This is a genomic window from Nocardiopsis sp. NPDC057823 (assembly GCF_042797335.1).
Classification (GTDB): Bacteria; Actinomycetota; Actinomycetes; order Streptosporangiales; family Streptosporangiaceae; genus Nocardiopsis; species Nocardiopsis changdeensis.
Genome location: NZ_JBHVLR010000001.1, coordinates 442,152 through 456,095 on the forward strand (window position 1 = coordinate 442,152; position 13,944 = coordinate 456,095).

Below are 13,944 nucleotides of genomic sequence, written 5' to 3' on the forward strand. Positions count from 1 at the left end.
GATTCATGGGTCAGGCGAGTCAGCAGGCGCCCGGGCGCTACCAGCTCTCCCAGCTGGACGTCCTCGAGGCCGAGGCGATCTTCATCATGCGCGAGGTGGCCGCGGAGTTCGAGCGGCCGGTGCTGCTCTTCTCCGGCGGCAAGGACTCGATCGTCATGCTCCGCCTCGCGGAGAAGGCCTTCTGGCCGGGCGCCGTCCCGTTCCCGGTCATGCACGTCGACACCGGCCACAACTTCCCTGAGGTCATCGAGTTCCGGGACCGCCGGGTCGAGCAGGCCGGGGTGCGCCTGGTCGTCGCCTCCGTCCAGGAGCAGATCGACGCGGGCAAGGTCGCCGAGCCCACCGGCCGCTGGGCCAGCCGCAACCGCCTCCAGACCGCCGCCCTGCTGGAGGCCATCGAGGAGCACGGGTTCGACGCGGCCTTCGGCGGCGCCCGCCGCGACGAGGAGAAGGCCCGCGCCAAGGAGCGCGTGTTCTCCTTCCGCGACGAGTTCGGCCAGTGGGACCCCAAGAACCAGCGCCCCGAGCTGTGGAGCGTGTTCAACACCCGCATCGACCGGGGCGAGCACATCCGCGTCTTCCCGATCTCCAACTGGACCGAGCTGGACGTGTGGGCCTACATCCGGCGGGAGCGGCTGGAGCTGCCCTCCATCTACTTCGCGCACGAGCGCAGCGTGTTCGAGCGCGACGGCATCCTGCTCGCCGACTCCCCGATCATCGCGCGCGACGACACCGAGGTCCCCTTCACCGAGACCGTGCGCTACCGCACGGTGGGCGATCTGACCTGCACCGGCGCGGTGAAGTCGACCGCCGTGGAGCTCGACGACATCATCGCCGAGATCGCCGCGACCCGGATCACCGAGCGCGGGCAGACCCGGGCCGACGACCGCGCCAGCGAGGCCGCGATGGAGGACCGCAAGCGCGAGGGCTACTTCTAGCCCTCCACCGGCCCCCACGGACGCCCGCGGAGCAGCACGCCCCGCCCGCCCTTCGGACGCATTTCTTCCCACAGAGGACCAGCGAGCATGAGCAACGACATCCTGCGGTTCGCCACGGCGGGCTCCGTGGACGACGGCAAGAGCACCCTGATCGGCCGCCTGCTGTTCGACTCCAAGTCGATCTTCGAGGACCAGCTCGACGCGGTGGAGCGGACCAGCGCCGCGCGCGGCGAGGAGCACACCAACCTGGCGCTGCTCACCGACGGCCTGCGGGCCGAGCGCGAACAGGGCATCACCATCGACGTGGCCTACCGGTACTTCGCCACGCCCAAGCGGACGTTCATCATCGCGGACACCCCCGGGCACATCCAGTACACCCGCAACATGGTCACCGGGGCCTCCACCGCCGACCTGGCGATCATCCTGGTGGACGCGCGCAAGGGCCTCCAGGAGCAGAGCCGCCGGCACGCCTTCCTCACCACGCTGCTCCAGGTCCCGCACCTGGTCCTGGCGGTCAACAAGATGGACTTGGTCGACTACGACCAGGCCCGGTTCGAGGAGATCAAGGCGGAGTTCACCGACTTCGCCGCCAAGCTGGACGCGCGCGACCTCACCTTCGTGCCCATCTCCGCCCTGCACGGCGACAACGTGGTGGAACGCTCCGAGAACATGCCCTGGTACAGCGGCCCCTCGCTGCTGCACCACCTGGAGAACGTGCACATCGCCTCGGACCGCAACCTCATCGACGCGCGGTTCCCGGTGCAGTACGTGATCCGGCCGCACCGGTCCGACGACCCCGAACTGCACGACTACCGCGGCTACGCGGGCCAGCTCGCCGGGGGAGTGCTCAAGCCGGGGGACGAGGTGGTGCACCTGCCGTCCGGGCTGACCAGCCGGATCGCCAGGATCACCACAGCGGACGGGGACGTCGCCGAGGCGTTCGCGCCGATGTCGGTCACCCTCCTGCTGGAGGACGAGATCGACATCTCCCGGGGCGACATGATCTGCCGCCCCAACAACACGCCCACGGCGTCCCAGGACATCGAGGCGATGGTCTGCTGGATGACGGACGCGCGCAAGCTGACGCCGCGCTCCAAGCTCATCGTCAAGCACACCACCCGCACGGCGAAGGTCATGGTGAAGGACCTGCGCTACCGGCTGGACGTCAACACGCTGCACCGCGACGAGCAGGCCGACCACCTGGCGCTCAACGAGATCGGCCGGGTGCGGCTGCGCTCCACCCAGCCGCTGTTCGTCGACGAGTACTCGCGCAACCGGCAGACGGGCGGGTTCATCCTCATCGACGAGGCCACCAACGCCACGGTCGGCGCCGGCATGGTCGTCCGGGCCGACTAGGGCCCGCTCTCCGAACGCACCCCTGTGCCGCCTCACGGTCCTCCGGCGGCCGGGAGGGGACACCCTGGCGAAGCCCGCGGCCGTGGGCCGTTCTGTGAGGGCGGTGGGCGGGCGAACGCCGCGGGGGAGGGGCCGGAGGCCTCCGCCTGCAAGGGACGCCGGGCCAGGTGACGGTGCCGCGGCCGCGCGCTTTCGGAGTCCGCGTGCCGCCCCATGGACCCCTGGCGGCGCAGGAGGCGCGCGGGGCGCAGGTGCCGGGCACCGACGCACGAACGGGGCCGCCCATCGGGCGGCCCCTTCGTCGTGCGCGGGGTCGGTGACGGAGGGTGCACGGAGGGTGGGCGGGCCCCTCCGGCTCCGGCCGGTTTCATGAATCAATGGCTTCATCATTCGCGTATTTCCTCCATATTTCTCAACGTAAAACCGTGTTCCGGTGTCATCGGTACGCCGTCCCCTTTCCTCTCAGGGAAAGGACGAAGTCCCACTACACGAGCGTTAAGCGGCATCGCGCTCCGGAGTGGGCGCAGACGGGTGCGGTGCGACGCGCGGTGCCGGATCGGGCTTCCCGGCGAGACGAACGGCGAAAAAAATCCGCTGAACCCTGGCGTAAAGGACAGTCGGTGATTAGGGTTGCACATCGCAGCAAAGGAGCAATCGACTGATCACAGTCGGTTATCACGCGCTGTGTCTCTTACATCCCCATACCCCCACCTAGGAGAAAAAGAGTGCATAAGCACCACCCCCGCAGGGCCGTGATCGGCTTCGTCGCCGCCGGTGCCCTCTCCGTCCCCCTGGCCCTGTCCGGCGCCGTCGCCGCCGGCGCCGACGAGCTGGCCCCCCTCTACACGAGCACCGACGCCGTCTCGGGCGAGTGGTTCGTGGTCCTGGAGGAGACCATGGGCACCGCGTCGGTCACCCCGAGCGCGCTCGGGATCGCGGCGAACGACGTCAACCACACCTACGAGGAGGTCTTCCAGGGGTACTCCGCGACCCTGACCACCGCCGAGGTGCAGGAGCTGCGGGCCCAGGACGGCGTGGCCTACGTCGAGCAGGTCGGCGTCGCCCACACGACCGCCACCTGGGGCCTGGACCGCATCGACCAGGAGGACCTCCCCCTGGACGACTCCTACACCACCACGGCCGACGGCTCGGGCGTCTCCGCCTACATCATCGACACCGGCATCGACCCGGACCACCCCGACTTCGAGGGCCGGGCCTCCTCCGCCTTCGACGCCTACGGCGGCGACGGGTTCGACGGCAACGGCCACGGCACCCACGTCGCGGGCACCATCGGCTCCGCGACCTACGGTGTGGCCCCGGCCGCCGACCTGTTCGGCGTCAAGGTGCTGAGCGACAGCGGCTCGGGCAGCTACGACGACGTCATCGCCGGTATCGACTGGGTGGCCGCCAACGCCCCCGACAACTCCGTCGCCAACCTGTCCCTGGGCGGCCCCGCCTCCCAGGCCGTGGACGACGCCGTCAACGCCCTGGCCGACTCCGGTGTGTTCGTGGCGGTCGCCGCGGGCAACGAGGGCCAGGACGCGAACAACGTCTCCCCGGCCCGCGCCGAGGGCGTCACCACGGTCGGCGCCTCCGACCGCAACGACGCCGCGGCCTACTTCTCCAACCACGGCTCCCCGGTGGACCTGTACGCCCCGGGCGTCGCGATCGAGTCGACCGTCCCGGGCGGCGGCGTCGAGGCCCTCTCCGGCACCTCGATGGCCAGCCCGCACGTGGCCGGCGCGGCCGCGCTGTACAAGAGCGCCAACGGCGACGCCGACCAGGCCACCATCCAGGACTGGCTGGTCGCCAACGGCGGGCAGGACAAGCTGAGCGGCGTCCCCTCGGGCACCGTGAACATCCTGCTCAACGTCCAGGGCCTGTGACCCGGTCCGGGATGTGGAGACCCCGCCCGTCCACACCCCGGCCCTGACCCAGGACGAATGATGACGGCCCCGGCCCGGGACGCGAACCCCCGGCCCGGGGCCGTCGCATGCCCGGACGGGGGAATATCCCGCAACGGGAGCGAGTGGTAACGGAAAGTAATAGCCTGGACGGGTGGAAGAGGCATACCGGTTGGTTTTCGTCGGCGGCATGGGCCGTTCCGGATCGACCCTGATCGAGCGGCTGCTGGGCGAGCTGCCCGGGTTCTGCTCGGTCGGCGAGACGGTGCACCTGTGGCGGCGCGGGGTGGTGGAGAACGAGCTCTGCGGGTGCGGGCTGCCGTTCGCCGACTGCGGGTTCTGGGAGGACGTGGGCAGGGAGGCGTTCGGCGGCTGGCAGCGGCTGGACGTGCGGCGCGTGCTGGGCCTCAAGGACCGCGTGGACCGGACCCGTTTCCTGCCCGTCCTGCTCAACGGCTCGGACGAGGGGCCGCTGGCCGAGCGCAGCGTCCGCTACACCGAGCTGTACCACCGGCTCTACACCGCGATCGCCCTGGTCGGCGGCTCGTCGGTGATCGTCGACGCCAGCAAGCACGCCTCCCTGGCCGCCTGCCTGCGCTGGCGGTACGGGGCCCGGATGCGGCTGCTGCACGTGGTGCGCGACCCCCGGGCGGTGGCGCACTCCTGGAGCAAGCGGGTGCCCCGGCCGGACGCCTCGCCCGACAGCAGCGAACCGGAGATGGCCCGCTACTCCGCGGGGCGCTCCGCGGTGCAGTGGATGGCGCAGAACGCCTGCTTCGACGCCCTGGCCCGGCGCGGCATCCCCACGCTGCGGGTGCGCTACGAGGACTTCACGGCCGCGCCGAACGAGGAGTTCGCGCGCATCGCCGAGTTCGCCGGATACCGGGGGGAGTGCCCGGACCTGGAGGACGGGGTGTCGCTGTCGCGGGGGCACGCCCTGTCGGGCAACCCGATGCGCTTCGCCGCCGGGCCGGTGGGGGTGCGCTCCGACCAGGGGTGGCGTGAGGCCCTGCCGCCGTGGCGGCGGAGGCTGGTGACGGCGATGACGGTACCGGGGCGGCGGCGGTACGGGTACTGATCGCGGGTCGGGGCCGCTGATCTCCGTCCGTTTTGCCTGCTGGGGGTGTTGCGTCCGCCTGTCGTAACATATTGTGTTCATAAGAACACTTTCTGTGCAGACTTCGGGAGGCGGGCGTTGTGGACAGCGGACCGGTACGGGTGATGGCGTCGATGGGGGCCGTGCTGCTCACCCTCACTCTCACCGGAGCGGACGGGGGCGGGCCGACCGGGCCGACCGGGCAGGCGGAGGCGCCCCGGCGCTCGTTCACCGCGCCCATGCTGGGACTGCCCTCCGGGGCCGAGTACCGCTGCACCGTCTCGGAGATCCTCGAACCCAGCTGCGGGGTGTGGTGGGGCGGCAGCCCCCACGAGGGCGACGTCGACCAGCTGGAGGAGGCCGCCGGGCGCCGGATGGACATCGTGTACACCTGGCGCGGCATCGACCAGGCCCAGGTCCCCGGGGAGCGGGAGCGGCGCCTGGTGGCCGAGGGGCGGTTCGTGCACACCAACATCGAGGCGCGCAGGTTCACGCGGCCCGGGCACCCCGACGTGTCCTACCGGTCCATCCTGGCCGGGGAGTTCGACGGGGTGCTGCGCAGCCAGGCGCGCGCGGTGGCCGCGCTGGAGGCGCCCTACTTCCTCACCTTCGACCACGAGGCCGACGCCAACAAGCGCTACAACAAGCGCGGGACGCCGCAGGAGTTCACCCGGGCGTGGCGGCACATCGTCGACCTCTACGAGGAGGAGGGGGCCGACAACGCCATCTGGGTGTGGAACGTGACCGGCTGGCGGGACAACCTCGAACGGCTGCCGGGGCTGTGGCCGGGCAACGAGTACGTCGACTGGATCAGCTGGGAGGCGTACAACATGACCGGCTGCGACCTCATGCCGGGGTGGGACCACGTGGACTCGTTCGAGGACGCGCTGCGGCCGGCGTACGAGTGGATCCAGAACGAGGGCCCGGAACACGGGATCGACCCGGCCAAGCCGGTGATGATCGGCGAGATGGGGACGACGTTCATCGGGGCGCGGGAGACCCTGCAGTGGTACGCGGACGTGCCGCGCGTGCTGCCCGAGTACGAGCGGATCCGGGCCGTGAAGGTCTGGGACAGCAAGGTGTCGGAGGGGTGCGACTTCCGGCTGGGGGTCAACCGGTACGCGCAGCAGGGGTTCGAGATGGCGGGCCGGGACCCGTACGTGAACATGCCGGACCGGGTGCGGCGGCTGGTGGAGTACGCGCACCGGGACTGACCCGAAAACCCGGTGACACGTTCCGTCCCGCCGTGGTCGAATCCGCTCCATGGGTACGGAGCTGTGGAACATCGTGGACGTCGAGGCCACCTGCTGGAGGGGGTCGCCGCCGCCGGGCTCGGCCAACGAGATCATCGAGATCGGGCTGAGCGTCGTCGACGCCGCCACGGGGGAGCGGGTGTCCCGGCACGGGCTGCTGGTCCGGCCCGGGCGGTCCGAGGTGAGCCCGTTCTGCACCGAGCTGACGGGGATCACCCCGGAGATGGTCGAGGGCGCGGTGGACTTCGCCGAAGCCTGCCGTTGGCTGGTCGCCGAGCACCGGTCGGCCGAGCGCCCGTGGGCGAGCTGGGGCGACTACGACCGCAGGCAGTTCGAGCGCCAGTGCGCGATGACCGGGGTCGGCTACCCGTTCGGCGGCCGCCACGTCAACGCCAAGAGGGTCTTCGGCGAGGCCTACGGGATGCGCAAGAGGCCGCCGGGCATGGCGCGGGCGCTGGACGCCGCCGGGCTGCCGCTGGAGGGGCGCCACCACCGGGGCGAGGACGACGCGTGGAACATCGCGGCCCTGGTCGCGCACCTGGTGGACCGCGGGGTCTGGCCGGGCGCCGAGGCCGCGGACGCCGGGGACCCGGTGCCCACGGCCTGACCGGCCCGCACCCCGGCCGAAGAAGCCTTCCGTGCGGTGCCCCGCCCGCCGCCGCGGCGCGGGCCGGCGGTGCCCGCGTCACCGGGCCGGCTGGGACCCCCCGGGCGCGGCCCCGCTCCCGCCCGCCGCGGCCGTGACGACCGAGGCGAACGCGGAGCCGAGGGAGTCCGCGACGGCCTCCGGGTCGCCGAGGTAGCCGTTCACCATCGCCCCGTCCCGCAGGAGCATCAGCTGCCTCGCGGTGGCGTCGACGTCGGCCGCGCCCGCCTCGGCGGCGATGGCGGCGAACTCCCCGAGCATCCATCCGCGGTGCGCGTCGACGGCGGCCCGGACCGGGTCGTCCGGGTCGGAGAACTCCGCCGCCGCGTTGATGAACGCGCACCCGCGGAACCCGGGGCGGCAGCTCGCGTCCCCGATGCCGGCGGCCAGCGCGCGCAGCGATCCCAGCGGGCCGCCCCCGCGGCGCACGTCCCGGAGCCACGCGCGCTCCGCGGCCGCCTGTTCCTCCAGGTAGGCGACCACGAGGTCGCCCTTGGCGCGGAAGTGGCGGTAGAAGGTCACCTTCGTGATGCCCACCTGCTCGATGATGCGGTCGGCACTCGTGGCGCGGATGCCGTGCGCGTAGAACAGCTCGTTCGCGGCGGCGAGGATGCGCGCTCTCGTGGCGGACCCCGACCGGGCGCGCTTCACCGGTCCGGCGGCCTCGGCGTGCATGTCCTGCTCCTGTCTCGAGGTGTCCCACTGGTTGCACCAGCACTGCGGACAGTTTAGGGTCGCCAATGTAGACGAACTAGTTACTCTACTTATGGCGCCCGGGGAGGGCCGATGTGCGGAGGCCGTTCCCGGCGTCGCGTGCACGGGCCCGCCGGCCGCACCCGACCTCCGCACCCTGCAGGAAAGAGAGACACCATGACCGTGTCCGACACGGCCGCGCCGTCGCGGTTCGACGCCGCACTGCGCCGCCTGTACCTCGTCCGCTTCGCCTTCGCCGTCGCCTGGGCGGCGGTCCTGTTCCCGGCCTCGGGGAGCGCGGGGCCGCTGCTGACCGCCCTCCTCGTCGTCTACCCGCTCTTCGACGCGGGCGCGGTCCTGTGGCAGCTGCGGACCGGGGACCGGGACCCCGGTGCGCCCCGGGCGGCGGAGTGGACCAACGTGGCGGTCAGCGCCGCCGTGGCCGTCGCCCTGGGCTGGGCGTCGACGGTCTCCACCGCCGCCGCCCTCGCCGTCTGGGGCGTGTGGGCCGTGGGCTCCGGCATCCCCCAGCTCGTCGCCGCCGTCCGCCGGCCGGGTTCCGGTGGCCGGGTGCCGCAGATCCTCAGCGGCGGGATCTCGGTCCTGGCCGGGGCCGCCTTCCTGGCCCAGGGCCTGCGGGGCTCCGGCGACATCGCCGGGGTCGGCGGCTACGCGGCCGTCGGCGGGGTCTTCTTCCTGGCCTCCGCCGTCCGGCTGGGAGTCCTGCTGCGGAGGAAGGCGTCATGACGGGCGCGGCGGGACCCGGCCGGGGCCGTGCGGTGCCGGCGGCCGCCGCGCGGACCGGACGCGGAGCCGCCGGACCGGGCACGGGAACAGCGCGGTCTCACCGGAGGCGCAGCACCGCCGAGTAGTTCCGGCCCTGTTCCCGGACGGACTCCAGCCGCCACGGGGACCGGTGGACGAGCCGTTCGAGTCCGGCCGGGCCGACCAGCAGGTAGTCGAACCAGCCGGTGGCCAGGGTGCCGCTCCGGACCCGCATACGGATCTGGCCGGGCAGCCGCCCCCGCGCCCGGTTGTGATCGTGGTAGGCGGTGTGCTCGGGATCGGAGGTGGCCGGGTCCATGCCGGTGCCGATCAGCAGGGCTCCGGGCCGGGCCAGGGCGGCCAGCTGTTCCAGCACCCGCGGGGCGGCCTGTTCGCCCTGGAGGAGCCCCAGGTTGTTCCCCAGCAGCAGGAGGGAGTCGAACGCTCCGATCCCGGCGGGCGGACGGGCGATGGACCCGGTCTCGGCCCTCACCCCGCGCTGCCGGGCGACCTCGACGGCCCCCGGGGACGGGTCGATCCCCGTGACGTCCACGCCCCGCGCCCGGAGGGCCAGGGCGTGGCGCCCCGCTCCGGCGCCCACGTCCAGGACGCGGCCGCGGGCGGCCTCCAGGGCGGTGCGGTCCAGGGCGGACAGCTCCTCGGCGGGGGTGAAGTAGCGGCTCGCGTCGCCGGCGCTGATGTGGCCGTCCTCGCGCTCGATGATCTCGACGGCCGCGCCCGGCACCGCTCCGGCGGCCCAGCAGAGCCGCAGCGTGCGTCCGAACGCGTCCCCGATCCGGGGTTCAGGCGTGTGCTCCATCGGCTCAGCTTCGCAGCCCCCCGGCGCGTGCGGGAGGGGGACGCCGCTCCGGACCCGGCCGGACCCGGAGCGGCCGCGGGTCACAGACCCTTGCCGCGCAGGTGCAGGGCGCGCATGATCCAGCCCGGCGGGACGCCCAGCACCACCAGGAACGCCAGGAGGGCCCGGGCCTCCGCGGGGCGGGCGCGCAGGGTCGTGCCGATCCAGCGCAGGGCGGCGCGGCGGCGTCCGGCGGCGGCCTCGGCGAAGGCGATCTGCCCGGCGACGCGGGCGTGGCCGCGGGGGACCAGGCGGAACTCCGGGTAGCGCTCCAGCAGCCAGCGCAGCGCGGTGGCGATGGTCTGCCAGCGGCCGGAGAAGTGCGAGCGGCGGTGCCACAGGACGCGCACGCCGGTCTCGGGGATGTTGCGGATGGGCCCGCGGCGGGCCAGGCGCAGCAGCAGCTCGTAGTCCTCGGCGTAGCTGCCGGGGATCTCCTCGCTCACGGTCCCGCAGCCGTCGATCATCGCCCGGCGGCGGATGAGGAACGTCGACGGGTGCAGCTCGGTCAGCCGCGATCCCAGCAGGTCGCCGAAGGTGACACTGGTGCGGTCCAGCGTCCGCACCGCCTCGACCCTGTCGTAGACCACGGTGATGCCGCAGCACACCAGGTCCGTCCCCGGCTCCTGGAGCATGACCCGGACCTGGGCGCGCAGCTTGCCCGGCAGCCAGGTGTCGTCGTCGTCGCAGAAGGCCACCAGGTCCGTGTGCGCCGCGAGGACGCCGGTGTTCCGCGCCCCCGCCAGGCCCGGGGTCAGGGTGTTGGTCACCACCCGGACCGGCCGGGTCCCCTCGGCGCGGGCCAGGGAGGGGTCGGGCTGGTCGTTGTCGTAGACCACGATCGTGGTGATGGTGCCGGGGTAGTCCTGCTCGGAGATCGCCCGCAGGGTGCGGCGCAGGAGCTCGGGCCGGTCGCGGGTGGGGACGACGACGGTGACCTCGGGCCAGTCCGTGACCTCCCCGGACTCCGGGCGTGGCCGCGGGTCCGGCGTCCGGGCCCCGGGGGCGACCAGGTCGATGAGGGCCCCCGCGCGCAGTGCGGAGCGGACCGCGCCCTCGTCGTCCTGGGGGCCGACGCGGAAGTCGTCCGGGGAGGACAGCGCCTTGTCCAGCAGGGCGTAGAGCTGCTGGGGGCTGGAGCAGGCGCGCACGCGTCCGGCCTCCTCCAGCCGGGACACGAACAGCAGCTGGTGGTCGTCCACGTGCTCGCCCAGCTCCGGGTCGCGCGGCACCACCACCGGCAGGTGCCCCGCCCGGCGCGCCTGCACGATCGTCCCCGGCCCCCCGTGGGTGACCACCACCCGCGCGGCGCGCATCAGCTCCCCCAGGTCGTCCCCCGGCAGGAACGGCGTCCCCGACGCCGCCAGCGGCTGCGCGCTGTGCCCGTGCTGCACCAGGATCCGCAGGTCCCGGTGGGTCCGGGCGTAGTCGTCGATCCAGCGCACGAGCCGGTCGAAGGCGTGGTGGTCGGTCCCGACGCTCACCACGATGTCCGGGTGGTCGCTGCCGTCGGGCCGGGGCGCGGGTCGGGTGGTCTGTTCGGTCACAGGAGCGGTCCTACCGTGATGGCGGTCGGCATGAAGGCGCGCTGCTCCTCCCACTGGGCGAGGGACAGCCGTGTGAAGGGACGGCACAGCCGGGCGGTGAGCGTCGGGGTGTCGATCCGGTCGTAGACCTCGATGTAGACGGTCGGGACGCGGCACAGCCGCCCCAGGGCGAAGAACGGCAGGGCCACCCCCGCCCCTGTCGACACCACGACGGTCGGCCGCTCGGCGCGCAGGACACGGGACGCGAGCCCCGTGTTGCGCAGCAGGTTGCCCGCGTTGCGGGTGGTCGGGTGATACGCCCAGTGAACGCGTTCACCCGCCAGCGCGGACTCGGCGTCCGGGGTCCGGAAGGTCACCCAGGCCCGCTCACGCCCCTCCCACCAGGGGCGGAGCGCGCACAGCTGGGCGAGGTGCCCTCCGTTGGAGGCCACCAGGAGAACCGGTCGCGAAGACATGGAGTCATCATCCCATAACCGAGAGTATTGGTCGGTCAGTTTCGCAGCCCGAGGAGCCCGCGGCACGCCCACACGGTCGCCAGGTGTCCGAGCACACCCGCGGCCACGGCCGCCGCCGGCGCGGCGACCCCGCCGAACAGGTGCTCCGCCGCCAGGGGCAGCCCCCCGAACCACAGCAGGCACCCTCCCGCCGCCACCAGCACGGGCCGCCCCAGCGGCCGCAGCACCACGTGCCCCCGCAGCTGCCACAGCGGCAGCCCCTTGCGCACCAGCACCGCCGCCACCAGCGCCAGCGCGCCCCCCGTCGCCCCCGCCGCCGGCACCAGCAGCAGGCAGCCCGCCACGCTCACCGCCAGCGCCAGCAGGTTGTTGAACAGGTTCACCCCCGTGCGGCCCGCCATCGTGAGGATGAGGTCGCCCATCCCCAGCAGCGACGCCGCCAACTGCCCGACGCAGACCACGGCCAGGGCCGTCGCCCCCGCCGCGTACCCCTCGCCGAACACGCCCATCACCTCGGGGGCGAACACCAGCGCCGTCAGATACAGCGGCCACGTCAGACACATCAGCCACGAGGTCCCCGCCGCGTACAGCGCGCGCACCCCGTCGTGGTCCCCGGTGGCCAGCTGCTCGGCGAACCGCGGCTGCGCGGCGGACAGCACCGTCTGCGCTCCGAACTGCCCGACCACCATCACCCGGGTGGCCGCGGTGAACACCGCGGCCCCCGTCAGGCCGCCCAGCAGCGCCGTCAGCACCACGCCCCCGCGCTGCACCCCCATCTGGGCCACGCCCGCCACCGCCCGCGGCAGCGAGAACGACCAGAACTCGGCCGGCGACACCGGGTCGGGCGCCCGCGCGCCCTCCGCGCCGGACCCGTCCGGCGCCCCCCGCCGCAGGATCCGGCCCAGCCAGAACCACGCCAGCACCGCCGCCGGCAGGTACGGACCCGCCCACGCCAGCGCCAGGGCGCCCGCCGACCCCGACAGCGCGATGGCCGCCACCAGGCCCAGCTGCGCCAGCGGCCGGCCCACCTTGTCGAGCACCGCCGTCGCCGTCATCGTGTGGTGCGCCCGGGTCGCCGCCAGCGCCGTGTCCAGCAGCACCGCGAACGGCAGGAACACCGCCAGCAGCCGCAGGTACACCGCCGCGTCGTCGGTCCCCAGGGCGTCCGCCATCGGCCCGGCGAACGCCGCCATCAGCACCGCCGCCGCGCACGCCGCCAGCACGGCCGGGACCGTCGCCAGCCGCACCAGCCGCGGCACCGCCCCCGGGCGGCCCAGCACCCGGAGCCGGGCGATGAAGTACACCAGTCCGTCGGGCGCCCCGACGTTGGCCACCGCCGCCGCGATGAGGAACACCGACGTCGCGGAGAACAGCAGCCCCGCCGCCTCCTGGGTGAACGCCCGCGTGACCGCCACGATCAGGGCCAGGTTCAGCCCGGCCCCCACCACCGCGCCCGCCATGTTCACCAGGCCGCCGCGCAGGACGCGGCGCAGCCCCGGGTCGCTCCGCTCGGCCAGCTCGGTCATGCGCACCACGACGGGGTCCGCCCCCACCACCGGGCCAGCCGCCGGTCGCTCTCGGCGAACCGGGCCGCCAGCTCCGCGCGCAGCCCCGCGGGCATCCCCGTCCGCTCGCGCGCGTTGTGCCGGCCCGGCACCCGGTCCGGACCCGGCGGCAGCCCCAGGAAGTCCTCGATCAGCCGCAGCTCGCGGGTGGTCCCGTCGAACAGGTCGGCGTAGTCCGCCACGTACATCCGGTCCCGGCCCAGGTGCTTCTCCATCCGCTCCAGCTGGTCCGCGTAGCGGCCGCGGGCGATGTACCCGTGGTGCTGGTGGGAGTGGGAGACGTACGCCGGGTCGGCGGCCAGCTTCTCCTCCTCGCCGGCCAGGCGGGACTCCTCCAGCTCCACCGCCCGCGCGAACGGCTCGGTCTCGTACCCGCGCGCCGTCTCGTGCGCGTGCGCCGAGTAGGCCCGCTCCACCGGGTCGCGCAGGATCACCACCACCCGGACCCACGGCAGGTCGCGGGCGATCCTCTCGGCCGCCAGCGGGTGGAACAGGTAGTAGGGGCTGGACTCGAACGCCCGCACCGGCGGCCGCCCCCGCAGGGACATCCGCAGCGGGAAGTGCGCCCGGTACCAGGACGCCCCGCGGTGGTAGCCGGTGTCGAAGTAGTGCACCCCCTTGCGCAGCACGGGGCCGGTGGCCGCCGGGTTCTGGCACAGGGACTTGTACAGCGACGTCGTCCCGCTGCGCTGCGCTCCGCAGACGAGGAAGTCGGGCAGGGCCCGGGCGGGCGCGGTGACCGCCCCCCAGGCGTCGGCGAGCGGTAGGACCGCCCGCCGGACCGGAGCGGCCAGTCGTCTGGTCAGGGGCGCGGTGCGCTTCGGCATCACGTACCTCGTCGTTTCCGGGATCGGTCGGGTAGGGACA

Annotated in this window: 13 protein-coding genes; 7 read left to right on the plus strand and 6 right to left on the minus strand. The window is 73.4% G+C overall.

Annotation, left to right across the window (positions count from 1 at the left end; translation table 11 throughout):
- Positions 1 to 5: 5 nt before the first annotated feature.
- From cysD to ACFVNO_RS02095, 6 genes are all read left to right on the plus strand, one after another.
- Positions 6 to 938: a sulfate adenylyltransferase subunit CysD gene (cysD, locus tag ACFVNO_RS02070; RefSeq protein ID WP_355256228.1), complete on the plus strand. Its 933-nt coding sequence runs from the start codon at positions 6 to 8 to the stop codon at positions 936 to 938.
- An 87-nt stretch (positions 939 to 1,025) separates the two neighbouring features.
- Positions 1,026 to 2,294, plus strand: coding sequence for a sulfate adenylyltransferase subunit CysN (cysN, locus tag ACFVNO_RS02075; protein WP_220564870.1), 1,269 nt, complete (start codon positions 1,026 to 1,028; stop codon positions 2,292 to 2,294).
- Between the two features lie 725 nt (positions 2,295 to 3,019).
- A complete protein-coding gene (locus ACFVNO_RS02080) occupies positions 3,020 to 4,180 on the plus strand; it encodes a S8 family peptidase (RefSeq protein ID WP_220564871.1) in 1,161 nt (386 codons plus the stop codon).
- A gap of 208 nt (positions 4,181 to 4,388) precedes the next feature.
- On the plus strand, positions 4,389 to 5,276 hold the full coding sequence (locus ACFVNO_RS02085; protein WP_220565535.1) for a sulfotransferase domain-containing protein: 888 nt from the start codon (positions 4,389 to 4,391) through the stop codon (positions 5,274 to 5,276).
- Positions 5,277 to 5,419: 143 nt separating this feature from the next.
- Complete coding sequence (locus ACFVNO_RS02090; protein ID WP_378889196.1) at positions 5,420 to 6,508, plus strand: glycoside hydrolase family 26 protein; 1,089 nt, start codon at positions 5,420 to 5,422, stop codon at positions 6,506 to 6,508.
- Between the two features lie 49 nt (positions 6,509 to 6,557).
- Positions 6,558 to 7,154 carry a 3'-5' exonuclease gene (locus ACFVNO_RS02095; protein ID WP_220564872.1) on the plus strand — a complete coding sequence of 199 codons (597 nt, stop codon included), beginning with the start codon at positions 6,558 to 6,560 and terminating at the stop codon, positions 7,152 to 7,154.
- 78 nt (positions 7,155 to 7,232) lie between these two features.
- Here the strand turns inward: ACFVNO_RS02095 and ACFVNO_RS02100 are convergent, their stop codons facing one another.
- Positions 7,233 to 7,868: a TetR/AcrR family transcriptional regulator gene (locus tag ACFVNO_RS02100; RefSeq protein WP_378888520.1), complete on the minus strand. Its 636-nt coding sequence runs from the start codon at positions 7,866 to 7,868 to the stop codon at positions 7,233 to 7,235.
- A gap of 195 nt (positions 7,869 to 8,063) precedes the next feature.
- On the opposite strand from ACFVNO_RS02100, the gene ACFVNO_RS02105 reads away from it, so the two are divergent.
- Positions 8,064 to 8,633: a hypothetical protein gene (locus tag ACFVNO_RS02105; RefSeq protein WP_378888523.1), complete on the plus strand. Its 570-nt coding sequence runs from the start codon at positions 8,064 to 8,066 to the stop codon at positions 8,631 to 8,633.
- Between the two features lie 97 nt (positions 8,634 to 8,730).
- Here ACFVNO_RS02105 and ACFVNO_RS02110 read toward each other — a convergent pair whose 3' ends face one another.
- From ACFVNO_RS02110 to ACFVNO_RS02130, 5 genes are all read right to left on the minus strand, one after another.
- On the minus strand, positions 8,731 to 9,471 hold the full coding sequence (locus tag ACFVNO_RS02110) for a class I SAM-dependent methyltransferase (protein WP_378888526.1): 741 nt from the start codon (positions 9,469 to 9,471) through the stop codon (positions 8,731 to 8,733).
- 80 nt (positions 9,472 to 9,551) lie between these two features.
- On the minus strand, positions 9,552 to 11,057 hold the full coding sequence (locus ACFVNO_RS02115; protein ID WP_378888530.1) for a glycosyltransferase: 1,506 nt from the start codon (positions 11,055 to 11,057) through the stop codon (positions 9,552 to 9,554).
- Positions 11,054 to 11,512 carry a UDP-N-acetylglucosamine--LPS N-acetylglucosamine transferase gene (locus ACFVNO_RS02120; protein WP_355256250.1) on the minus strand — a complete coding sequence of 153 codons (459 nt, stop codon included), beginning with the start codon at positions 11,510 to 11,512 and terminating at the stop codon, positions 11,054 to 11,056. The genes ACFVNO_RS02115 and ACFVNO_RS02120 overlap by 4 nt, the downstream gene beginning before the upstream one ends.
- A 35-nt stretch (positions 11,513 to 11,547) precedes the next feature.
- Complete coding sequence (locus ACFVNO_RS02125; RefSeq protein WP_378889198.1) at positions 11,548 to 13,038, minus strand: lipopolysaccharide biosynthesis protein; 1,491 nt, start codon at positions 13,036 to 13,038, stop codon at positions 11,548 to 11,550.
- Positions 13,035 to 13,904 carry a sulfotransferase domain-containing protein gene (locus tag ACFVNO_RS02130; protein ID WP_378888533.1) on the minus strand — a complete coding sequence of 290 codons (870 nt, stop codon included), beginning with the start codon at positions 13,902 to 13,904 and terminating at the stop codon, positions 13,035 to 13,037. The genes ACFVNO_RS02125 and ACFVNO_RS02130 overlap by 4 nt, the downstream gene beginning before the upstream one ends.
- Positions 13,905 to 13,944: the final 40 nt, after the last annotated feature.

Coding starts and splice junctions, on each gene's coding strand:
- ACFVNO_RS02100 (WP_378888520.1), bottom strand. CDS start 7,868: ATGCACGCCGAGGCCGCCGGACCGGTGAAGCGCGCCCGGTCGGGGTCC.
- cysD (WP_355256228.1), top strand. CDS start 6: ATGGGTCAGGCGAGTCAGCAGGCGCCCGGGCGCTACCAGCTCTCCCAG.
- ACFVNO_RS02110 (WP_378888526.1), bottom strand. CDS start 9,471: ATGGAGCACACGCCTGAACCCCGGATCGGGGACGCGTTCGGACGCACG.
- ACFVNO_RS02085 (WP_220565535.1), top strand. CDS start 4,389: ATGGGCCGTTCCGGATCGACCCTGATCGAGCGGCTGCTGGGCGAGCTG.
- ACFVNO_RS02120 (WP_355256250.1), bottom strand. CDS start 11,512: ATGTCTTCGCGACCGGTTCTCCTGGTGGCCTCCAACGGAGGGCACCTC.
- ACFVNO_RS02130 (WP_378888533.1), bottom strand. CDS start 13,904: ATGCCGAAGCGCACCGCGCCCCTGACCAGACGACTGGCCGCTCCGGTC.
- ACFVNO_RS02090 (WP_378889196.1), top strand. CDS start 5,420: ATGGCGTCGATGGGGGCCGTGCTGCTCACCCTCACTCTCACCGGAGCG.
- cysN (WP_220564870.1), top strand. CDS start 1,026: ATGAGCAACGACATCCTGCGGTTCGCCACGGCGGGCTCCGTGGACGAC.
- ACFVNO_RS02105 (WP_378888523.1), top strand. CDS start 8,064: ATGACCGTGTCCGACACGGCCGCGCCGTCGCGGTTCGACGCCGCACTG.
- ACFVNO_RS02095 (WP_220564872.1), top strand. CDS start 6,558: ATGGGTACGGAGCTGTGGAACATCGTGGACGTCGAGGCCACCTGCTGG.
- ACFVNO_RS02125 (WP_378889198.1), bottom strand. CDS start 13,038: ATGACCGAGCTGGCCGAGCGGAGCGACCCGGGGCTGCGCCGCGTCCTG.